This window comes from Enterobacter sp. MGH 4, assembly GCF_000534735.1.
Lineage (GTDB): Bacteria > Pseudomonadota > Gammaproteobacteria > Enterobacterales > Enterobacteriaceae > Enterobacter > Enterobacter intestinihominis.
In genome coordinates, this window is the sequence record NZ_KI973289.1 from 1,831,973 (window position 1) to 1,854,716 (window position 22,744).

General features: G+C 56.7%; 18 protein-coding genes. 10 read left to right on the forward strand and 8 right to left on the reverse strand.

Features of this window, described 5'->3' with window-relative positions:
- Positions 1–59: 59 nt before the first annotated feature.
- The 3 genes from L350_RS13730 to clpS form a co-directional block, all read right to left on the reverse strand.
- Positions 60–509, reverse strand: a complete 450-nt coding sequence (locus tag L350_RS13730) for a hypothetical protein (RefSeq protein ID WP_032624543.1) — start codon at positions 507–509, stop codon at positions 60–62.
- A gap of 253 nt (positions 510–762) precedes the next feature.
- Positions 763–3,042 carry an ATP-dependent Clp protease ATP-binding subunit ClpA gene (gene clpA / locus L350_RS13725; RefSeq protein WP_032624545.1) on the reverse strand — a complete coding sequence of 760 codons (2,280 nt, stop codon included), beginning with the start codon at positions 3,040–3,042 and terminating at the stop codon, positions 763–765.
- Positions 3,043–3,069: 27 nt separating this feature from the next.
- Entirely contained in the window at positions 3,070–3,390 is a 321-nt protein-coding gene (gene clpS, locus L350_RS13720) for an ATP-dependent Clp protease adapter ClpS (RefSeq protein ID WP_006174393.1), read from the reverse strand.
- Positions 3,391–3,657: 267 nt separating this feature from the next.
- On the opposite strand from clpS, the gene cspD reads away from it, so the two are divergent.
- Positions 3,658–3,879, forward strand: a complete 222-nt coding sequence (cspD, locus tag L350_RS13715) for a cold shock-like protein CspD (RefSeq protein ID WP_006174390.1) — start codon at positions 3,658–3,660, stop codon at positions 3,877–3,879.
- A gap of 70 nt (positions 3,880–3,949) precedes the next feature.
- On the opposite strand, the gene macB is transcribed toward cspD, so the two are convergent.
- Both macB and macA read right to left on the reverse strand, forming a co-directional pair.
- Positions 3,950–5,890: a macrolide ABC transporter ATP-binding protein/permease MacB gene (gene macB, locus L350_RS13710; protein ID WP_032624546.1), complete on the reverse strand. Its 1,941-nt coding sequence runs from the start codon at positions 5,888–5,890 to the stop codon at positions 3,950–3,952.
- Positions 5,887–7,002: a macrolide transporter subunit MacA gene (gene macA / locus L350_RS13705; protein ID WP_022647609.1), complete on the reverse strand. Its 1,116-nt coding sequence runs from the start codon at positions 7,000–7,002 to the stop codon at positions 5,887–5,889. The genes macB and macA overlap by 4 nt, the downstream gene beginning before the upstream one ends.
- A gap of 159 nt (positions 7,003–7,161) precedes the next feature.
- On the opposite strand from macA, the gene L350_RS13700 reads away from it, so the two are divergent.
- On the forward strand, positions 7,162–8,118 hold the full coding sequence (locus tag L350_RS13700; RefSeq protein ID WP_032624548.1) for a VirK/YbjX family protein: 957 nt from the start codon (positions 7,162–7,164) through the stop codon (positions 8,116–8,118).
- On the opposite strand, the gene L350_RS13695 is transcribed toward L350_RS13700, so the two are convergent.
- Positions 8,115–9,773, reverse strand: a complete 1,659-nt coding sequence (locus tag L350_RS13695) for an ATP-dependent endonuclease (RefSeq protein ID WP_023299709.1) — start codon at positions 9,771–9,773, stop codon at positions 8,115–8,117. The genes L350_RS13700 and L350_RS13695 overlap by 4 nt on opposite strands.
- A 291-nt stretch (positions 9,774–10,064) precedes the next feature.
- On the opposite strand from L350_RS13695, the gene aqpZ reads away from it, so the two are divergent.
- The 8 genes from aqpZ (at position 10,065) to L350_RS13655 (ending at position 20,162) form a co-directional block, all read left to right on the forward strand.
- Positions 10,065–10,760 carry an aquaporin Z gene (aqpZ, locus tag L350_RS13690; protein WP_026080729.1) on the forward strand — a complete coding sequence of 232 codons (696 nt, stop codon included), beginning with the start codon at positions 10,065–10,067 and terminating at the stop codon, positions 10,758–10,760.
- A gap of 176 nt (positions 10,761–10,936) precedes the next feature.
- Positions 10,937–11,836, forward strand: a complete 900-nt coding sequence (locus L350_RS13685; RefSeq protein ID WP_022647606.1) for a LysO family transporter — start codon at positions 10,937–10,939, stop codon at positions 11,834–11,836.
- A 144-nt stretch (positions 11,837–11,980) separates the two neighbouring features.
- Positions 11,981–13,633, forward strand: a complete 1,653-nt coding sequence (gene hcp, locus L350_RS13680) for a hydroxylamine reductase (RefSeq protein WP_032624549.1) — start codon at positions 11,981–11,983, stop codon at positions 13,631–13,633.
- 10 nt (positions 13,634–13,643) lie between these two features.
- Positions 13,644–14,612, forward strand: coding sequence for an NADH oxidoreductase (hcr, locus tag L350_RS13675; protein WP_032624550.1), 969 nt, complete (start codon positions 13,644–13,646; stop codon positions 14,610–14,612).
- A 238-nt stretch (positions 14,613–14,850) separates the two neighbouring features.
- Complete coding sequence (gene poxB, locus L350_RS13670; RefSeq protein ID WP_022647603.1) at positions 14,851–16,569, forward strand: ubiquinone-dependent pyruvate dehydrogenase; 1,719 nt, start codon at positions 14,851–14,853, stop codon at positions 16,567–16,569.
- A gap of 38 nt (positions 16,570–16,607) precedes the next feature.
- On the forward strand, positions 16,608–17,609 hold the full coding sequence (gene ltaE / locus L350_RS13665) for a low-specificity L-threonine aldolase (protein ID WP_032624552.1): 1,002 nt from the start codon (positions 16,608–16,610) through the stop codon (positions 17,607–17,609).
- A gap of 10 nt (positions 17,610–17,619) precedes the next feature.
- Positions 17,620–19,056, forward strand: coding sequence for an SDR family oxidoreductase (locus tag L350_RS13660; RefSeq protein WP_032624553.1), 1,437 nt, complete (start codon positions 17,620–17,622; stop codon positions 19,054–19,056).
- Positions 19,057–19,148: 92 nt separating this feature from the next.
- Entirely contained in the window at positions 19,149–20,162 is a 1,014-nt protein-coding gene (locus L350_RS13655; protein ID WP_022647600.1) for an NAD-dependent epimerase/dehydratase family protein, read from the forward strand.
- A gap of 144 nt (positions 20,163–20,306) precedes the next feature.
- Here L350_RS13655 and L350_RS13650 read toward each other — a convergent pair whose 3' ends face one another.
- Both L350_RS13650 and iagB read right to left on the reverse strand, forming a co-directional pair.
- Positions 20,307–22,133 carry a chitinase gene (locus L350_RS13650; protein WP_032624555.1) on the reverse strand — a complete coding sequence of 609 codons (1,827 nt, stop codon included), beginning with the start codon at positions 22,131–22,133 and terminating at the stop codon, positions 20,307–20,309.
- Between the two features lie 134 nt (positions 22,134–22,267).
- On the reverse strand, positions 22,268–22,708 hold the full coding sequence (gene iagB / locus L350_RS13645) for a type III secretion system invasion protein IagB (RefSeq protein ID WP_023299704.1): 441 nt from the start codon (positions 22,706–22,708) through the stop codon (positions 22,268–22,270).
- Positions 22,709–22,744 lie beyond the last annotated feature (36 nt).

Sequence of the window (22,744 nt, forward strand, 5' to 3'; positions counted from 1 at the left end):
GTAATGGCAGATGAATATTTAAAAGGTCGGGACAATCCCGGCCTTTTTTATTTATGGCCTTAGTGTGGCTGTGTCGGCAGATGTATTGTCATGCACGGGTTCATGGGTACGATTAAATCTTCAGCTATCGCGTGGGTAATGTCATGCAACAGTCCCGTCAGGTGCGGCAACATATCGCGGTCAAAATGCGAAACCAGCAGCACGTGGTTTAACGCCCGGCAGTAGTCACATTTCGTTTCTGTATCTTCCAGCAACCACTCTTTTTGTCGCGGCTGTTCCGCTTCGTCCTCTAATTCCACCACCTGAAAATCACGCATGGATTCTGTGAGGCCGGATTTTACCTCTTCCAGATAAGCTCCGAGACAGCGGCAAACGGGCTGCGTTTGTGGGAGAGATTTGCAGTCGAGAAGGATTTCGGTGAGCAGCTTGCAGCGCTCGGCCAGGGTTGGGAGATCGGGGTTGAGGGAGAGTTCGGTGTAGAGCTGGGCGAAGCTATTAATATTAGTCATATGTAATCCTTTATGCACGCAAGATTGTCTGTGCACACACTTTCAGGACGCCAATCCCGGCACCCGATTTTGCAGGTGCGACGCCATTTTATTACTGTAGATTTATCCAGCAACTGACTTCGAAAGAAACTGGAAAGCGCCTCGCAAAATTCCTCTGCGGCCTGATGCCCTCACCCCAGCCCTCTCCCACTGGGAGAGGGAGCAAACAAAAAAAACGGCAACCGAAGTTGCCGTTTTGCTTTTACCTTTCAACTCAGTGAGCCGCTTCCGGTTTGTGCTTCGCCGCGCTCTGGAAATCATACGTCAGCTCGTTCTTCGCCTGATCCAGCGCCACGGTCACCTGGCCGCCGTCAACCAGCGATCCAAACAGCAGTTCATTCGCCAGCGGTTTCTTCAGGTTGTCCTGAATCACGCGCGCCATCGGACGGGCACCCATCGCACGGTCGTAGCCTTTCTCGGCCAGCCAGTTGCGGGCCTCCTGGCTCACTTCCAGCGACACGCCTTTCTGATCCAGCTGAACCTGCAGCTCGACGATGAACTTATCCACCACCTGATGGATCACCTCGGTAGACAGGTGATCGAACCAGATAATGTTGTCCAGACGGTTACGGAACTCCGGCGTGAAGATCTTCTTGATCTCCTCCATCGCATCGGTGCTGTTATCCTGATGGATCAGGCCGATGGATTTGCGCTCGGTTTCACGCACCCCGGCGTTGGTGGTCATCACCAGCACCACGTTGCGGAAATCGGCCTTGCGCCCGTTGTTATCGGTCAGCGTCCCGTTGTCCATCACCTGCAACAGGATGTTGAACACGTCCGGGTGCGCTTTCTCGATTTCATCGAGCAGCAGGACCGCGTGCGGATGCTTGATCACCGCGTCGGTGAGCAGGCCGCCCTGGTCAAAGCCCACGTAGCCCGGAGGCGCACCAATCAAACGGCTGACGGTGTGACGCTCCATATACTCGGACATATCAAAGCGCAACAGCTCAATGCCCAGCGCTTTGGAGAGCTGCACCGTTACCTCGGTTTTACCCACACCGGTCGGGCCGGCGAACAGGAAGGAACCGACAGGCTTGTGGTCATGCCCCAGGCCAGCACGGGCCATCTTGATCGCTTCGGTTAAGGCATCAATAGCTTTATCCTGACCAAAGACCAGCATTTTCAGGCGATTGCCGAGGGTGCGCAGCGTATCACGGTCGCTCTGAGAGACGCTCTTCTCAGGGATACGTGCGATACGGGCCACCACGGACTCGATATCCGCTACGTTCACGGTTTTCTTACGCTTGCTCGCTGGCATCAGGCGCGCACGCGCACCCGCTTCATCAATCACGTCGATCGCTTTATCCGGCAGATGACGATCGTTAATGTATTTCACCGCCAGCTCCACCGCCGCACGCACCGCTTTCGCGGTGTAACGCACGTCGTGGTGCGCTTCGTACTTGGTTTTCAGACCGTTGATGATCTGCACCGTTTCGTCAACCGACGGCTCGGTAACGTCGATTTTCTGGAAACGACGCGCCAGCGCACGATCCTTCTCAAAGATGTTGCTGAACTCCTGGTACGTCGTAGAGCCCATCACGCGGATCTTGCCGCTGGAGAGCAGCGGTTTGATCAGGTTGGCGGCATCTACCTGACCACCGGAAGCCGCGCCTGCGCCGATGATGGTGTGGATCTCATCGATAAACAGGATGCTGTTGGTGTCCTGCTCCAGCTGTTTTAACAGCGCTTTGAAACGTTTTTCAAAATCACCGCGGTATTTGGTGCCCGCCAGCAGCGAGCCGATATCCAGCGAGTAGATGGTGCAGTCGGCAATCACTTCCGGCACGTCGCCCTGCACAATGCGCCAGGCCAGACCTTCGGCAATCGCGGTTTTACCCACGCCAGATTCCCCCACCAGCAGCGGGTTATTCTTACGGCGACGGCACAGCACCTGGATGGCACGCTCCAGCTCTTTGTCGCGGCCAATCAGCGGGTCGATACCGCCAACGCGAGCAAGCTGGTTAAGGTTGGTGGTGAAGTTTTCCATACGATCCTCCCCGCCTGCTTGCTCTTCATTGCTGTTGATCTGTCCGCTGGGATCCGATGCCTGGTTAGGCTCGTCTTTTCGCGTTCCGTGAGAGATGAAGTTGACCACGTCGAGCCGGCTGACTTCGTGTTTACGCAGCAGGTAGGCCGCCTGGGACTCCTGCTCACTGAAGATGGCGACCAGCACATTGGCGCCCGTCACTTCGCTACGTCCGGAAGACTGGACGTGGAAAACCGCGCGCTGCAGCACGCGCTGGAAGCTGAGCGTCGGCTGTGTGTCGCGCTCTTCTTCACTGGCTGGCAGCACCGGTGTGGTTTGTTCGATGAAGGCTTCGAGTTCCTGACGTAGCGCCACCAGATCCACGGAGCAGGCTTCCAGCGCTTCGCGGGCAGATGGGTTGCTAAGCAGTGCGAGCAGCAAATGCTCGACGGTCATAAACTCATGTCGGTGCTCACGCGCTCTGGCGAAAGCCATGTTTAAACTGAGTTCCAGTTCTTGATTGAGCATAGGCACCTCCCCCAATTTTATGCCTTATCAGGCCTTTTCCAGCGTACACAGCAACGGATGCTCGTTCTCCCTTGCATAGTCGTTCACCATCGCTACTTTGGTTTCCGCTACTTCGGCAGTAAAGATGCCGCAGATCGCTTTGCCACGATAATGAACGGTAAGCATCAGTTGCGTTGCACGTTCAACATCATAAGAAAAGAACTTTTGTAGCACGTCAATAACAAATTCCATCGGCGTGTAATCATCGTTCATTAACATAACTTTATACATAGATGGCGGTTTTAGCGCGTCGCGCACTTTATCTTCCGCCAGCTGGTCAAAATCCAGCCAATCGTTGGTCTTACCCATTATGCATAACCACTTTGAATCTACCTCAGATGTTAGATAACAATCATCTATTACTGTCATCCGCGATGTCTGTCACAAACTGTTGCAATAGCGTTAACTGCCTCAAATTTTGGTTGATTATTGTCCCAACTCCAGCGCCAAACGCTTGACGGCTTCTTCCGTTTCTCTAAATTGTACAAGCGTGAGTTGGCGAGGTTTTGAACAGCCCCCACTCCACCACCGGTTCATTCCATCTTAATTTATAAGATTTACGAAGGATGTCGAAGCATGGAAATGGGTACTGTTAAGTGGTTCAACAACGCCAAGGGGTTTGGCTTCATTTGCCCCGAAGGCGGCGGCGAGGATATCTTCGCTCACTATTCCACCATTCAGATGGATGGTTACAGGACGCTCAAAGCCGGGCAGTCCGTCCGGTTCGATGTACACCAGGGGCCAAAAGGCAATCATGCCAGTCTGATCGTCCCCGTTGAAGCAGAAGCGGTTGCATAGCTCTCTGATTCATTGTGTACACCCTGCAGGCAAAATGCCAGCCCGATCGGCTGGCATTTTTATTTTCGGGTTATTCGCGCGCCAGCGCATCCACCGGATCCAGCCGCGCCGCGTTTCGCGCCGGTAGCCAGCCGAACAGAATACCGGTGAAGGTGGAACATAAAAACGCCGTCAGGATCGCCATCGGCGAGAAGCCAATCTCCCAGCCCGGTAAGAAGAGCTGGAGCGCAAAGGCGATCATCATCGAGAGCGCAATCCCCATCGCACCGCCCACCAGACACACCAGCACCGCTTCAATCAAAAATTGCTGCAGCACGTCGCTGGCTCTGGCTCCGACCGCCATGCGGATGCCGATCTCCCGCGTACGTTCGGTCACCGACACCAGCATAATGTTCATCACCCCTATCCCGCCGACGACCAGCGAAATCACCGCCACCAGCGTCAGGAACAGCTGAAGAGTACGTGTGGTCTTTTCCGCCGTTTTCAAGAGGCCATCCATATTCCAGGTGAAGAAATCCTTTTTCCCGTGGCGCAGGGTTAACAGCCGCTCCAGCTGCTGTTCCGCCAGCCCGCTGTCGTAGCCCTCCTTCACTCGAACGGTAATAGAGTTAAGCCATGACTGCCCCATGATGCGCCCGGAAATGGTGGTGTACGGCAGCCAGACGCGCAGGATTTTACTGCTGCCGAACATCGACTGCTTCTCTTCCGCCACGCCGATCACCGTCGCTGGCATGTTGCCTACGAGGATCACTTCCCCCACCACATTGGTCTTATTCGGGAACAGCTGCCTGCGGGAGTTAGCGTCTAACACCACCACCTGCGCCCTGCCCGCCAGCTGTTCAGCGTTGAAGGTCGCCCCTTCGCTGAAGGTCATGCCGTAGACGTTGAAGTAATCTCCGCTGACGCCGTTAGCGCTGGCCGCCACGTCGATGTTGCCATAGCGCAGACGCAGGTTTTGCGAGACGGCAGGCGTGGCGGAGTTCACCCACGGCTGCTTCTGAATAGCCGCCAGATCGTCATACTTCAGCGCCTGCTGATACTGCGGCTCGTCGTCGCCAAAATCTTTGCCGGGATAAACGTCGATGGTGTTAGTCCCGATGGCGCGAATATCTGCCAGCACCAGCTGTTTCGCCGCATCGCCCACCACCACAATCGACACCACTGAGGCAATACCAATAATGATGCCAAGCATGGTCAGCAGAGTGCGCATTTTGTTGGCCGCCATCGCCAGCCAGGCCATGGTCAGCGCCTCGCGGAAACCGCTGGAAAACTGGCCCCAGCCAGTTGCGGCCGGCAGCGCCTCTTTCGTCGCCGCCGCTCTGGACTGACGTGGCGGCGGGTTGCTGACCAGCTCGCCGTCGTGGATCTCGATAATGCGTTCCGCCTGCGCTGCCACCTGCGGATCGTGGGTGACGATAATCACCGTATGCCCCTGATCGCGAAGCTGATGCAGGATCGCCATCACCTCTTCACCGGAATGGCTGTCGAGCGCACCGGTTGGCTCATCGGCGAGGATCACCTGCCCACCGTTCATCAGCGCGCGGGCAATACTCACGCGTTGCTGCTGACCGCCGGAAAGCTGCGAAGGCTGATAATCAACACGCTCCGCCAGCCCAAGACGCGTTAACAGCGCCTTCGCGCGTTCGAGGCGTTTTTTGCGCTCGACGCCCGCATACACCGCTGGCACTTCCACATTCTGCGCCGCGCTCAGGTGTGAAAGCAGATGGTAACGCTGGAAGATAAAGCCAAAATGCTCGCGACGCAGCTTCGCCAGCGCGTCGCCGTCCAGGGTGGAAACATCCGTCCCGGCCACGCGATAGGTGCCGCTGGTAGGCTTATCCAGACAGCCGAGAATGTTCATCAGCGTTGATTTACCCGAGCCCGATGCCCCGACAATCGCCACCATTTCACCGGCTTCAACGCGCAGGGAGATGCCTTTCAGCACCTCCACCGGCCCGTCGCCGGACGGATAGCTGCGACGAATGTCATTCAGCTCAAGCAGCGCCGTCATTGCGCGGCTCCAGGCAGGCTTTCGCTGGTGACCACTTCCTCACCCTCTTCCAGCCCTTTTACCACCACCACGTCGGTGTCGTTACGTGCGCCAATCACCACTTCCCGCTCGCGGGTTTCACCGTTGCGCAGCACCTTAACTTTGTAGCGATTATCCCCGGCGGATTCGCCCAGCGCGGAGAGCGGAACCGTCAGCACGTTTTTCACGCCGGTCAGCTGGATATGCACCTGAGCGGTCATGTCCAGACGCAGCACGCCCTGCGGGTTTGGCACCTCAAAACGCGCATAGTAGAAGATGGCGTCGTTGACCTTCTCCGGCGTCGGCAGGATATCTTTCAGCACCCCTTCATAGCGGGTTTGCGGATCGCCCAGCACCGTAAACCAGGCTTTCTGCCCCGGCTTAAGGTGAATGACGTCCGCTTCAGATACCTGGGCTTTCACCAGCATGGTGCTCATATCCGCCAGGGTCAGGATGTTCGGCGCCTGCTGCGCGGCGATGACCGTCTGGCCTTGCAGGGTGGTTATCTGCGTCACTTCCCCGGCCATTGGCGCAACGATTTGCGTGTAATCGAGGTTGGTTTTCGCCGTATCCAGCGAGGCCTGATTCCGCTTGATTTGCGCATCGATGGTGCCAATCTGCGCCTGCTTCACCGCCAGCTCCGTGGCGGCTGTGTCCAGATCCTGTTTCGAGATGGCCTGCGTTTTCGCCAGCGCCTGCTGGCGCGACAGGGTGACCTGAGCGAGATTACGCTCCGCCTGAGCCTGAGCGCGCTGCGCGCGCAACTCCATCAGCGTCGCTTCCACTTCGCGGATCTGGTTTTGCGCCTGCTCAGGATCGATCACGCCAAGCAACTGGCCTTTTTTAACCTTATCGCCAATCTCAACCGACAGGGTTTTAAGCTGACCGCTGACCTGCGCGCCCACGTCAACCTTACGCAGGGCATCCAGCTTCCCCGTCGCCAGCACGTTTTGTTGCAGCTCGCCCGGACGAACAATCAGCGTTTGATACTGTGGTACCGGCGCGTTCAGTACCTTCCATAACCAGAATCCGCCTGCTAACACCACTACCGCCAGCAGCAGAAACAGCTTTCTGCGTTTTCCCTTCAGGTTCATAAATATTCCAAATAATTGTTCTGGCTATCATCACCGTTGATTTTATCTAAACCACTCCTCAACGAAACCCCCGATCCCCGTAATCGTCGGGAATTGTTTACCCGATGTTGATAAAGCGCCTGCTGAAATAGCGAAATTCCACCAGAAGCAGGATCTAACATGTCTTCCATCGTCGATACACCTTATTCAACGCTGTCCCAGCCTAAATCGGGCTGGCAACTGTTTAAAAGCCTGGCATCGGGTTCCCTCACGCCGGGGCTGGCGTGGCAAAATCCGGCCTATCGACGTAAGTTTATGTTGCGCTCGCTTGCAACGCCGTTCACCACTGCGCGCCTGCTCGGAAACCTTGCAAAACAGCCCCGTCTGATGCAGATCCTGCGCGTGCAGCCCGGCCTGCCGTGCCGCCTGCACCGACCGTGGCTGACCGTCAATATGGGCCGTCAGAATACGCTGGACGCATTGGACAATCACTATCAGATGATGAGCCTCCATCTTCCGGCGTCACTGCTGAACGGCTACCTTTCCAGCCAGGGCATCACGCTGGTGACGTTAACGGGCAAAGAGGAGCAGCAGTTTAGCGTTCGCCTGAGCGCGGATGCGTTTCTGGACAAAGAAGGGGAAGCGACCCTCACTTTTTGCGACCACCAGAACACGGTGCTGGCCGAGCTGACCTTTACGCTGTGCAAATACCAGGGCAAGTCAACGCTCTTCATCGGCGGAATGCAGGGGGCGAAAGCGCATGTCCCGCACGAGCACATTCAGCTGGCGACCAAAGCCTGTCACGGACTGTTCCCAAAACGTCTGCTGGTTGAAGCGGTCATGACGCTGGCAGGCGCCTTCCCCGTCGAGCAGATCCTCGCGGTGAGTAACGCCACCCACATCTACCGCAGCTGGCGCTATCGCAAGAAAAAAGAGGGAAAAATGCTGGCTGACTATGACAGCTTCTGGCGCTCCCTTGGCGGACAGCAGCAGGAGAACGGCAACTTTGCCCTGCCACTGACCATGCCACGCAAACCGATGGAAGAGATTGCGAGTAAAAAACGGTCCGAGTACCGCCGCCGCTATATCCTGCTTGATAGCCTGCTCCAACAGGTATCGCAGGCGACTGCCCGTTAATCGGCTCTCCCGCGTGCCAGCCAGAGGACGCGGGAGAACATTTTACGCAGCAGCGTGGGCACCGACTCCACGCCCCGCCTGCCCGCTTCCGTCGCGACTTCAATGGCCAAATCCGGTTTTGACGACCGATGGATAGCTTTGGCAATCACCCGACGCATATTCATGGGCACATCCACCGGGATCATCGCCACGCGGTGAAAGACGTCGTCAAATCCCTGGCGGTACATAAAGTGCTCCATGTCCATCGCGGGCAGCGTGGTCAGATGTTCCCGCTCCTCTTCACGATCGTTATTGAGCAGGCTACGCACGGTCGCCGCATATTTTTTACCCGCCTCATCGCCATCCACCAGCACGTGCCACTCTATCCCCATCCGGCGCGCAAATTTGATCAGCGGCTTTAAGCCAGACTGAGCAAATTCGATCACTTTGATGCCTTCGGCATCAAAGTGGTGTCCGCACTGGCGAGCCAGCTCGTTTATCACCCAGGTTTCAGTTTCACCTTCCACCAGCAACCAGCAGCGGGCAAACAGGGAAGAGGCACGGTTAAAACGGATATGAAACGCAATGCGTCGGCCATCTTCGGCATTTAACCCGCCGGGCCCGAGCCGGTAGGCGGTGACCCGCGAGGATTCACGCACCAGGCGGCAGACATACTCCACCGGCGTCAGGGAGAGCAGCTCGCCGGAATTCGTGGTGGTGACACGCTGCAACGGCAGCAGATTAAGAAGATGCCACGCCACGGAAAGCATAATCGGGTGCAGCCGCGTTTCCGGATCTTCTACCAGCAGCAGCGGGCGCGCGTCCCGATCCAGGCGCACCGTCCCTTTCGCCTGTAACAGCGTGGAGAATAATCCCAGCAGGATCACCCGATGCGTGCGCCCGCTGGGGCGGTCGATCATGCGGTTGATAATATCGAGATAGCGCCAGCTTCGTTGCTCGTCGTGCGAGCGGCGGCGCATCAGGCGGTGGCGCGCCTGCCCCGTTCCCTGCTCGGAGAAGTAGTGCTCCAGCAGTTGGACCATGGCAGACAGTCCCTGACGGATCTGGCCGTCGGTGAGGTTCTGCGGCCGTGAGACCAGTTCACGGGCGAGGAAATCCAGTTCGCGGGCGGTCACCTCCACCTCGGGCATATTCGGTACGGTGCCGTTACGGATCCGCCGCATAAAGCGCGCGTCTCGTAAGCGCAACACGGGGGAGAGGCGGATAAGATGGCGGGCAAGCTCGTCAATATTATCGAGCGGGATCGGATTCCCCTTCTCATCAAGAAATTCACGCAGGGTTAATACCCCGTCGTTTTGCGCCATTTCGCCCTCAAGGCGATAGAAAATACGCTGGAACCCATCTTCACAGGGCACCCAGCAGGGCGACATAGGGCGAAAACGACGCACGCGATGGCGACCGGGCTCGGATTCGCGGAAGGTCAGAATGATATGCAGGTGTTTCTCGCGCCCGTTGACATCCCCCGGCGGAAACCAGAAGTCATCATGGACGAAGTGGTACAAGTTCTCTTCGGGCGAAAGCAGCAGCGTCAGGGCATCCAGCAGGCTGGATTTACCCCAGGCGTTTTCGCCTATCAGGACGTTGTTCTGTTCCAGTTGCAGCGACAGGCGGTTAATCCCGCGAAACCCGACAATCTCCACACGTTCGAGTAGCATACATCCCCCGCATTTCGGCCACTTTTTCCTTCAAGTTATCAGCAGTATAGCGGCAGGCTGTAGGTCACGACAGCAGAATATACGCCCCCTTAATTATTGGGCTATGCTCTAATTACCTCCGTTCTGAACAAGGATTGACATCACATTGCCTTAAATCAAATTTAGTGAATTTATTTGAGTGGCGAAGGGATGTTGATGGTTTCAAAATACTGGCTCTTTGAGTCGTCATCCCTTTATGGCGATATAACCCGCGCGCAGGAATGGGCGCGGACGTTTATTATTGAGGTGGTTATGTTCAGAAAATTAGCGGCAGAATGCTTTGGTACATTCTGGCTGGTGTTTGGTGGCTGCGGTAGCGCAGTACTGGCAGCCGCATTTCCGGAATTAGGTATTGGATTTGTCGGCGTCGCGCTGGCATTCGGTTTAACCGTATTAACCATGGCATTCGCCGTGGGGCATATTTCCGGCGGTCATTTCAACCCGGCCGTCACGTTAGGTTTATGGGCGGGCGGACGTTTCCCGGCGAAAGATATTATTGGCTATATTATTGCCCAGGTTATTGGCGGTATTATTGCCGCGGCGGTGTTGTACGTCATTGCCAGCGGGAAAGCCGGGTTTGACGCCGCGGCCAGCGGATTTGCGTCAAACGGCTTCGGCGAACACTCTCCAGGCGGCTACTCAATGCTGTCTGCTATCGTGATTGAAATTGTGCTCACCGCAGGTTTCCTGTTGGTGATCCACGGCGCAACGGACAAATACGCGCCTGCGGGCTTTGCCCCCATTGCTATTGGTCTGGCGCTGACGCTTATCCACCTGATCTCCATCCCGGTGACCAATACCTCCGTTAACCCGGCACGCAGCACCGCGGTGGCTATTTTCCAGGGCGGCTGGGCGCTTGAACAGCTGTGGCTGTTCTGGGTGATGCCAATTATTGGCGGTATTCTGGGCGGCGTGCTGTATCGCACCCTGCTGGAAAAACGCGATTAATTAAGTGCGGCCTGTAATGTCGGGTGGCGCTAAAGCTTACCCGACCTACGTGAGTGTGCACTTTGTAGGCCGGGTAAGGCGTAGCCGCCACCCGGCTTTTTTTGTAGCTTTACCTCACAGCCTTTATTGGGTAGTGTCTCTGGCGCTTAAATGATACTCAAAAGGACCGGCTGTTCATGTTCTCAGGACTCCTCATCATTCTTCTGCCCCTGATTGTGGGCTACCTTATTCCGCTGCGTCATGAATCGGCCTTAAAGCTTATTAATCGTTTTCTCAGCTGGATTGTTTACGTCATTCTGTTCTTTATGGGGATCAGCCTGGCCTTCCTGGATAATCTGGCGACGAACTTGCTTTCCATCCTGCATTATTCTGCGGTTACGGTAGTGGTTATTCTGCTGTGCAATATTGCCGCGCTGTTCTGGCTGGAACGCACTATTCCCTGGAAAAATCACCACCATCAGGAAAAGCTTCCCTCCCGAATTGCGATGGCGCTGGAATCATTAAAGCTGTGCGGCGTGGTGGTGCTCGGTTTTTTACTGGGGCTAACCGGATGGGCTTTTTTACAGCACGCTACGGAAGCCAGCGAATATACGCTGATTTTCCTGCTCTTCCTGATCGGTATTCAGTTGCGAAATAATGGCATGACGCTGAAACAAATTGTCCTTAACCGCCGGGGCATGATGGTTGCCGTTATCGTTGTGGCCAGCTCAATGGCGGGGGGAGTGATTAACGCCTTTATTCTCGATCTTCCGCTGAAAACCAGCCTGGCGATGGCATCCGGTTTTGGCTGGTATTCGCTCTCCGGTATTCTGCTGACCGAATCGTTTGGTCCGGTGATCGGCAGCGCCGCCTTCTTTAACGATCTGGCGCGCGAGCTGATAGCCATCATGCTGATCCCCGGCCTGGTACGCCGCAGCCGCTCTACCGCGCTGGGCCTGTGCGGGGCCACCTCAATGGACTTTACCCTGCCGGTGTTACAGCGCTCGGGAGGTCTGGAGATGGTTCCTGCCGCTATTGTACACGGCTTTATTCTGAGCCTGCTGGTCCCCATTCTGATGGCGTTCTTCTCAGCCTGATACTGCTTTGGCGGTAGTGAACCTGCCGCCAAAATTGCGCTAAATCAATAACCCTCCACTTAGTATAAGAAAGCACTTTTCTCCGTTGTGGCACAGGCATAACCTTAAACATGTATCTCAAATATAACTTTAACAGGTGTGATTATGTTTTGTGTGCAATGTGAACAAACCATCCGTACCCCGGCAGGCAACGGCTGCTCTTACGCGCAGGGTATGTGCGGCAAAACCGCAGAAACATCCGATCTCCAGGACCTGCTGATTGCGGCGCTGCAAGGCTTATCCGCCTGGGCCTTCAAGGCCCGTGAATATAGCCTTGTCGATCACTATGTCGACAGCTTTGCGCCGCGCGCATTTTTCTCCACGCTGACTAACGTTAACTTCGATTCTCCACGCATTGTGGGCTATGCCCGCGAAGCGATTGCCCTGCGTGAAGCCCTGAAAGCGCAATGCCTGAATGCCGACGCCAGCGCCCGCGTGGACAACCCGATGGCGGAACTACAGCTGGTGAGCGACGACCTGGGCGAGCTACAGCGTCAGGCCGCCGAATTTACTCCCAATAAAGACAAAGCGGCGATTGGCGAGAACATCCTCGGCCTGCGCCTGCTGTGCCTGTACGGTCTGAAAGGTGCTGCGGCGTATATGGAGCACGCGCACGTACTCGGCCAGTACGACAACGACATTTATGCCCAGTACCACAAAATCATGGCATGGCTGGGCACCTGGCCTTCCGACATGAACGCCCTGCTGGAATGCTCGATGGAAATCGGCCAGATGAACTTCAAAGTGATGAGCATTCTGGATGCCGGTGAAACCAGCACCTACGGCCACCCAACGCCGACGCAGGTCAACGTCAAAGCGACCGAAGGTAAATGCATCCTGATCTCCGGCCATGACCTGAAAGATCTCTACAACCTGCTGAAGCAGACCGAAGGCACCGGCGTTAACGTTTATACCCACGGCGAAATGCTCCCCGCGCACGGCTACCCGGAACTGCGTAAATTTAAGCATCTGATCGGTAACTACGGCAGCGGCTGGCAGAACCAGCAGGTGGAGTTCGCCCGCTTCCCTGGCCCAATCGTCATGACCTCTAACTGCATCATCGACCCTACCGTGGGCGCGTATGACGACCGTATCTGGACCCGCAGCATCGTCGGCTGGCCGGGCGTGAGCCACCTTGAAGGCGATGATTTCGGTCCGGTTATCGCACAGGCGCAGCAGATGGCAGGCTTCCCGTACAGCGAAATTCCGCACCTCATCACCGTCGGTTTTGGCCGTGAAACCCTGCTGGGTGCGGCGGATTCCCTGATTGACCTCGTCAGCCGTGAAAAACTGCGTCACATCTTCCTGATCGGCGGCTGTGACGGCGCGCGCGGGGAACGTAACTATTTCACCGATTTCGCCACCCGCGTTCCGGAAGACTGTCTGATCCTGACCCTGGCCTGCGGTAAATACCGTTTCAACAAGCTGGACTTCGGCAACATCGAAGGTCTGCCACGCCTGGTGGATGCTGGTCAGTGTAACGATGCGTATTCAGCCATCATTCTGGCGGTCACGCTGGCAGAGAAACTGGGCTGCGGCGTGAACGATCTGCCGCTGTCGCTGGTGCTCTCCTGGTTCGAGCAGAAAGCGATCGTTATTCTGTTGACCCTGCTCTCTCTCGGCGTGACCAACATCGTCACCGGGCCGACCGCGCCAGGCTTCCTGACGCCGGACCTGCTGGCCATCCTGAACGAGAAATTTGGTCTGCGTTCCGTGACCAACGTTGAAGATGATATGAAGCAACTGCTGAGCGCGTAAGGAGTAACTCATGACCATGCCAACCTCACAATGTCCGTGGCGGATGCAGGTTCATCACATCCAACAGGAGACGCCGGATGTGTGGACACTGTCGCTGCTGTGCCATGACTACTACCCGTACCGCGCAGGTCAGTATGCGCTAGTGAGTGTGCGTAATTCGGCGGATACCCTGCGCGCCTACACGATCTCCTCCACGCCGGGCGTGAGCGAATACATAACGCTCACCGTCCGTCGTATTGATGACGGCGCAGGCTCCCGGTGGCTGACCCGTGACGTGAAGCGCGGGGATTACATCTGGCTGTCTGACGCGCAGGGCGAGTTCACCTGTGACGACAAGAAGGAAGACAAATTCCTGCTTCTGGCGGCAGGCTGTGGCGTAACGCCGATTATGTCGATGCGCCGCTGGCTGGCGAAATACCGTCCTCAGGCCGACGTGCAGGTGATCTTTAGCGTGCGTTCCCCGGAAGATGTGATTTTTGCCGAGGAATGGCGAAATTATCCGGTGACCCTGGTGGCTGAGCACAACGCGACGCACGGTTTTGTCGCGGGGCGTCTGAGCCACGAAATGTTGCAAAGCGTGCCGGACATTGCGGATCGTACCGTGATGACCTGCGGCCCGGCGCCGTACATGGAGATCGTGGAGAAAGAAGTGAAAGCGCTCGGCGTGACCCGCTTCTTTAAAGAGCAGTTCTTCACGCCTGTAGCGGCAGCGGCGACCAGCGGGATGAAGTTCACGAAGCTGCAACCGGCGCAGACCTTCTTTGGTCGCGTGGGCACCACGCTGCTTGAAGCGCTCGAAAGCAATAACGTGCCGGTAGCGGCAGCCTGTCGCGCGGGTGTGTGCGGCTGCTGTAAGACGAAGGTGGTTTCCGGTGAATACACCGTCACCAGCACCATGACGCTGACCGATGCGGAAATTGCAGAGGGTTACGTGTTGGCGTGTTCATGCCATCCGCAGGGAGACCTGGTGCTGGCATAATCTGGCGCAGTGCCCCCATTTGTTGCCGGGTGGCACTGCGTTTACCCGGCCTACTTTGTACATGTTGGCTCTTCGTAGGCCCGGTAAGCGTTAGCGCCACCGGGCTTTTTGCCGGGTGACACTGCGTTTACCCGGCTTACGTTGTGCCTACTGCCTGTGCGTATGGAATACCAGGCAGCCAATACAGTGACTTTCTTCTAAGCTTGTAAGCGATATCACATAAAGGAGAAGGACCACCATGAAACAAACCGTGGCTGCATACATAGCGAAAACCCTGGAACAGGCTGGCGTAAAGCGTATCTGGGGCGTCACCGGCGATTCGCTGAACGGACTCAGCGACAGCCTCAACAAGATGAAGACCATTGAATGGATGCCCACCCGCCATGAAGAGGTCGCCGCCTTTGCCGCGGGTGCCGAAGCGCAGCTCACGGGCGAACTCGCCGTCTGTGCAGGTTCCTGCGGACCGGGAAACCTGCACCTTATCAACGGTCTTTTCGACTGTCACCGCAACCATGTTCCGGTGCTGGCGATTGCCGCACATATTCCGTCATCCGAAATCGGCAGCGGCTATTTTCAGGAGACGCATCCTCAGGAGCTGTTCCGTGAATGCAGCCACTACTGCGAGCTGGTCTCGTCGCCGGAGCAGATCCCACAGGTGCTGGCGATAGCCATGCGTAAGGCGATCCTGAATCGCGGGGTTTCGGTGGTTGTGCTGCCGGGGGACGTGGCGCTGAAGGCCGCACCTGAAACCGCCACCACCCACTGGTACTCTGCGCCACAGCCAACCATTACCCCTGCGGATGAAGAGCTTAAAAAGCTGGCGCAACTGCTGCGATACTCCAGCAATATCGCCCTGATGTGCGGCAGCGGCTGTGCTGGCGCGCATAAAGAGCTGGTGGAATTTGCCGCTAAGCTGAAGGCGCCAGTTGTGCACGCCCTGCGCGGGAAAGAGCACGTTGAATACGATAACCCGTACGATGTGGGCATGACCGGGCTGATCGGTTTTTCCAGCGGCTTCCATACCATGATGAACGCCGATACGCTGATCCTGCTCGGCACCCAGTTCCCGTACCGCGCGTTCTACCCGACGGATGCGAAAATTATCCAGATCGACATTAATCCCGGTAGCATCGGCGCGCACAGCAAGGTGGATATGGCGCTTATCGGCGATATTAAATCCACCCTCGCCGCCCTCCTGCCGCTGCTGGAAGAAAAAACGGACCGCAAATTCCTCGATAAAGCCCTGAGCGACTATCGCGATGCGCGTAAGGGGCTGGACGATCTCGCCAAACCGAGCGAAAAAGCGATCCACCCGCAGTATCTGGCGCAGCAGATCAGCCACTTCGCCGACGACGATGCCATCTTCACCTGCGACGTGGGTACGCCCACCGTCTGGGCCGCGCGCTATCTGAAAATGAACGGCAAACGACGCCTGCTTGGCTCGTTCAACCATGGCTCAATGGCCAACGCCATGCCGCAGGCGCTGGGCGCAAAAGCGACGGCACCGGAACGTCAGGTGGTGGCGATGTGCGGCGACGGCGGGTTCAGTATGCTGATGGGGGATTTCCTGTCGGTGGCGCAGATGAAGCTTCCGCTGAAAATCGTGGTCTTTAACAACAGCGTGCTGGGCTTTGTGGCGATGGAGATGAAGGCCGGAGGCTACCTCACGGACGGCACCGAGCTGCACGACACCAACTTCGCCCGCATCGCCGAAGCCTGCGGTATCACCGGTATTCGGGTGGAGAAAGCCTCAGAGGTGGACGAAGCCCTGCAACGTGCCTTCTCCATCGACGGCCCGGTGCTGGTGGATGTGGTGGTCGCCAAAGAAGAGCTGGCAATCCCGCCTCAAATCAAGCTGGAACAGGCTAAAGGTTTTAGCCTCTACATGCTGCGCGCCATCATCAGCGGGCGCGGTGACGAAGTGATCGAACTGGCAAAAACCAACTGGCTCAGGTAAAACATTTCACAAGACCTCTTAAATGAAAGGGATGTGAAATGATTGATTTACGTAGTGATACCGTTACCCGTCCGGGCCGCGCCATGCTCGAAGAGATGATGGCCGCCCCGGTCGGGGACGACGTCTACGGCGATGACCCGACGGTCAACGAACTCCAGCGCTATGCGGCCGAGCTGAGCGGTAAAGAGGCTGCCCTGTTCCTGCCCACCGGCACGCAGGCTAACCTGGTGGCGCTGCTGAGCCACTGCGAGCGCGGCGAAGAGTATATCGTCGGCCAGGGGGCGCATAACTACCTGTACGAAGCCGGCGGCGCGGCGGTGCTTGGCAGCATTCAGCCGCAGCCGATCGATGCCGCGCCGGATGGTACGCTGCCGCTGGACAAAGTCGCGGCAAAAATCAAAGCCGATGATATTCACTTCGCCCGCACTAAACTGCTGAGCCTCGAAAACACCCATAACGGTAAAGTCCTGCCGCGCGAATACCTGAAAGCGGCATGGGATTTTACCCGCGAGCGCAAGCTCGGCCTGCACGTTGACGGCGCACGTATCTTCAACGCCGTGGTGGAGTACGGCTGCGAGCTGAAAGAGATCACCCAATATTGCGACTCGTTCACCATTTGCCTCTCAAAAGGGCTGGGCACGCCGGTAGGTTCCCTGCTGGTTGGCAGTGCAGACTACATCAGACGCGCCAACCGCTGGCGCAAAATGACCGGCGGCGGGATGCGTCAGGCGGGTATTCTGGCGGCTGCCGGACTGTACGCTCTGAAAAATAACGTGTCACGCCTGAAAGACGATCACGACAATGCGGCGTGGATGGCAGCGCAGCTGCGTGAAATCGGCGCTGATGTCATGCGTCATGACACCAACATGCTGTTTGTCCGCGTCGGCAATGAGCATGCTGCCGCGCTGGGCGAATTTATGAAAGCCCGAGGCGTGCTGATCAACGCCTCCCCGGTCGTGCGACTGGTGATGCATCTTGACGTTAACCGCGAGCAGTTGACCGAGGTGGTGAAACACTGGCAGGCGTTTTTACAGCGTTAAGGAGCATACCGTGCCGCAACGTATTCTGGTGCTCGGTGCCAGCGGGTATATCGGTCAGCATCTGACCACTGCGTTAAGCCAGCAGGGGCACCAGGTGCTGGCAGTGGCACGCAACACGGAACGCCTGCAAAAGCTACATTTGCCTGGCGTGACGTGTCACAACGTTGACCTTAACTGGCCGAAAGCGCTTCCTGCGCTGCTGGAAGGGGTCGATACGCTTTACTACCTTGTTCACAGCATGGGCAAAGGCGGCGATTTTATCGCCCACGAGCGTCAGGTGGCGATGAACGTACGTGATACGCTGCTGCAAACGCCGGTAAAGCAGGTGATCTTTCTAAGCTCGCTTCAGGCGCCTGAGAACGAGCAGTCAGACCATCTGCGCGCCCGGCAACTGACGGCAGAGACATTGCGAAGCGCCCGTATCCCCGTTACCGAACTGCGGGCAGGGATCATCGTCGGCGCGGGTTCCGCCGCGTTCGAAGTGATGCGCGATATGGTCTACAACCTGCCTGTGCTGACACCGCCGCGCTGGGTACGCTCGCGCACCACGCCCATTGCGCTGGAGAATTTACTCCACTATCTGGTGGCATTGCTGGATCATCCGGCGGCGGCGCATCGTGTGCTGGAGGCGGCTGGCCCGGAAGTGTTGAGCTATCAGGCGCAGTTCGAACATTTTATGCGGGTGAGTGGCCGCCGCCGCTGGCTGGTGCCCGTCCCCTTCCCGACCCGCTGGATTTCGGTGTGGTTTTTGAATGTGATCACCTCCGTGCCGCCGACGACTGCCAAAGCGCTTATACAGGGACTGAAACACGATCTGCTGGCGGACGATCGTGAACTGCGTGCCTTGATCCCTCAGGAATTGATCCCCTTCGACGATGCCGTACGCAATACGCTGAAAGAAGAAGAGAAGCTGGTGAACTCCAGTGACTGGGGCTACGACGCGCAGGCGTTTGCCCGCTGGCGGCCCGAGTACGGCTATTACCCAAAACAGGCGGGCTGTACGGTAAAAACCACTGCCAGCCTCTCAGCGCTGTGGGACGTTGTGAACCAGATCGGCGGCAAAGAGCGCTATTTCTTCGGCAATATCCTCTGGCAAACGCGCGGCGCGCTGGATCTGCTGGTGGGTCACCGGCTGGCAAAAGGCCGTCCTGCCGCCCCGTATCTGAACGTGGGCGATACGGTCGACAGCTGGAAGGTGATCATCGTTGAGCCGGAAAAACAGCTGGCGCTGCTGTTTGGCATGAAGGCACCGGGGCTGGGGCGGCTCTGCTTCACCCTTAAAGACAAAGGCGATCACCGCGAGCTGGACGTTCGGGCGTGGTGGCACCCGCACGGAATGCCCGGGCTGTTCTACTGGCTGCTGATGATCCCGGCACACCTGTTTATCTTCCGCGGAATGGCGAAACGGATTGCGCAACTGGCAGAAGAAAAGCGGGAAAGTAATTAAATAAAACCCTTTTTCTTTCACCTTTCCCATTGCAACACATCGTAATTCACGAAAGAATGCGCACGAAATTCTTTTCAACACAGTGGATTGTTATGAAGGTACTGGTTACCGGGGCGACCAGCGGCTTAGGCCGAAATGCGGTCGAATTTCTGCGCAACAAAGGCATCAGCGTGAGGGCCACCGGTCGCAACGAGGCGATGGGCAAGCTCTTGCAAAAAATGGGCGCTGAGTTTGTCCATGCCGACCTGACGGAGCTGGTCTCCTCTCAGGCCAAGGTGATGCTCGCCGGTATCGATACGCTGTGGCACTGCTCCAGTTTTACCTCCCCGTGGGGTACCCAGGAAGCCTTCGATCTCGCCAACGTGCGCGCCACGCGCCGTCTGGGCGAATGGGCCGTCGCCTGGGGCGTGCGTAACTTTATTCATATCTCTTCCCCGTCGCTCTATTTTGATTATCACCATCATCGTGATATTCAGGAAGATTTCCGCCCTGCGCGCTTTGCCTGTGAATTTGCCCGCAGTAAAGCGGCTGGCGAAGAGGTGATCGACCTGCTGGCCCAGTCAAATCCGCACACCCGCTTTACCGTGCTGCGACCACAGAGCCTGTTTGGGCCGCACGACAAAGTCTTTATCCCGCGACTGGCCCAGATGATGCACCATTACGGCAGCGTGCTGTTACCGCGCGGCGGCGATGCGCTGGTAGACATGACCTATTACGAAAATGCCGTTCACGCCATGTGGCTGGCGAGCCAGCCGGAGTGCGATAAGCTGGTGTCGGGCCGCGCCTATAACATCACCAACGGCGAACCCTGTACCCTGCGCAGCATTGTGCAAAGGCTGATTGATGAGTTAAAAATCGACTGCCGGATCCGTTCCGTTCCCTACCCGATGCTGGACATGATTGCCCGCAGCATGGAGCGCTTTGGCAGTAAATCGGCGAAAGAGCCTGCGCTGACGCATTACGGTGTGTCGAAGCTCAACTTCGATTTTACGCTGGATATTTCTCGGGCGGAGAACGAGCTGGGGTATAAACCGATTATCTCGCTCGATGAAGGGATAGTGCGTACGGCGGCGTGGTTGCGGGATCACGGGAAGTTACACCGGTAAGCGTTCCAGCCTCATGTAGGCCGGGTAAGCGCAGCGCCACCCGGCAAAAAACAGAGAGTGCGGACTGATGCCCTCACCCCGGCTCTCTCCCTCAGGTAGAGGGTGCAAACATTAAAACGGCAACCCGAGGGTTGCCGTTTGCTTTTACAGAGCCGTCCAGGCTTCAGCCCAAGCCAGGCCTGCACCCGGCTCATAGTACGTCGGCGCACTGTTACACCAGCCGCTGTACGGGAACGGTTTGCACTGGAACAATTTACCGTGGTTATTCACGATATCACCGGCGTTGTACTTGCTGTTCGCGCTCCATGCCGGGTAAGACGTATCTTCTCCGGATGGCGTTGTCGCTTTCGCTTTCACGTTCAGCAGGTAAGACGTGGTGCTGCTCAGCTCGCCATCGCTGACGGTCAGGCTCACTTCATACTGCTGCGCCGTTGTAGACTCAGGCGCCTTAAAGGTCACCACCGCTTTATCTTCGCCGGTCACGGTCTGGCCATCCTGAGAACGCCAGGTGTAGGTCAGCTTGTTGCCGTCTGCGTCGGTAGAGCCTTCCGCGCTCAGAGAAACCTGCGCGCCCGCTTCTACGGCACCGATTGGGCCCGCAATCTGCGCAACCGGCGCGTGGTTCACCGCGACAGGTTCAACCGGAGTTTCATCCGGAACTGGCGCTGGCGTTGGGGCCGGCGTAACATCTTCAGAAGGTGTTGGCGTTGGCGTGACCGGGGTTTCGTCCGGCGTCACCGAGGAACCGTCGTCATTCACGATATTCACGTTATAGAACTTCTGCACGCACTTGCTGTAGTCGCCCTCTTTGAACGCGCTGAACGGTGTCTGATAACCCACCAGCTGGCAAGAGTAAGTCTTGCCGTCCGGGGTATCCGCGCTCCATCCCCAGTCCTGTTCCCAGTAAATCTTCAGGGCGCCTGCGCCACCTTCGTCAAACTGCTTCATGTTGGCGCAACCCAACACTTCGTTCGCCGGAACAGGGACTTTCAGGTAGTTCGCAAATTCTTTGTAATACTTGATACGGTTCTGAGACTGCGCAATTTCAGTCGGGCCGCCGCACTCAACGCCGCCGTTGATGATCTGGGTTGTTACACCGAAGCCCGGGACCAGGCCGTTGGCTTTATCGTGATCGTTCGGCTGCCATGTACCGTCGATCACCTGCAACATGCTTGGTTTTGGCGGCTGTGGATAGGCGAAGAAGAAGATAGCACTGGCCAGGTTCAGCCAGGTGTCCGCCACCAGCTCAGGTTTATCGAGCAGGGTACGCACGTCGCCGTACATCGCTTCAGAGAATGGACCGTAGTTGTAGTTGTAGGACAACTGTTTCGCACCGCGTCCGAAATAGCTCAGGAAATCGCCGTCTTTGTCTTTACCGCAAGGCCAGGTCTGTCCCTGCCAGACGTCCGGATTACATTCGCCGTTATAGCCGCCCTTCTGCCCTTCGCTCCAGCCCATTTCACGCACGTGGACCAGCGCCTGACGCCATTCGGCTTCCGGACGCCAGCTTTCGTGGCCGCCGGTTTCCTGGGCAAAGTGGGCAAACATGGTCGCCAGCTCTTTGCGGCAGATAGCGTCGCTGTCACGACCGTCGTTGTAGGTCTTACACAGCGCCGGGAATTTACCCACGGCTTTCAGGAAGTTGCTGTAGGTATAAGCCTGTGCACGCAGCGGGAAGAGATATTCCCAGTCGCTGGCTTTCACAATCCCTTCAACGCGTTTGACGTTGTCCGGGTTCGCCGCGCGGCCTGGCTCAATCAGTTCGACCTGCGCGTTGTCCAGGGTCTGAATAGTCTCTTTAACGGAGGCCATCAGCGGGAAGTTAGTGAGCTCATGCTCTTTCTTCGCCAGATCGCTGGCTTTCATGGTGTACGGCTCGCCGGTGGTCGCCTGCAAAGAGGCGGCCTGCGCCATAAAAGGTGCAACGCAAGCACCAGCAACAAGTACACTCAGTAACGTCCTTTTGTTCATTTCAGTTTTCCTGTTCGTTTCAAATTAAATGTTAATATCCCGGCTTAGGTATTATTCCGTTAATACATAAACCACATTCAGCTGTTTTCACTTTTCGAAGAACACCTTCAGGAATTCTTCAAAAATAAAAAACGTTAATCACGTGCTGCTAATTTTAATTGCTGATATTTAGCCCAGACCTTATGGGCATATTTCATCCGCTGCGGATAATTCTCTTTCTTCAACCCGGCGTTATAAGCGCCTACCGCTTCCCAGTTATAGCCATAAACTCTTATCATTCCGGAGAGAATGGAGGCACCCACCATGATGGAGGTACACGGCTCGGTCATTAAGCGATACTCATCGATGCCTCTGCTTTCCAGCGCGGTAAAATGCGAGCTGTTGATTTGCATCAGCCCGACATCCCGCGTGCCATCGCGGTTTTTCCCAACCGCGTACGGATTCATACCGGATTCCACATTCGCTATCGCGTAGAGTAAATAAGGGTCGACATGATAATAACGCGCCGCTTTATCCCAACAGTTTGCCAGAGCGCCCTGGCTTATTATTAATAACAACAAAATGAGCTTTTTCATTTTTACCTGCTGACTTTATTGGTTATTTCTCCTTAG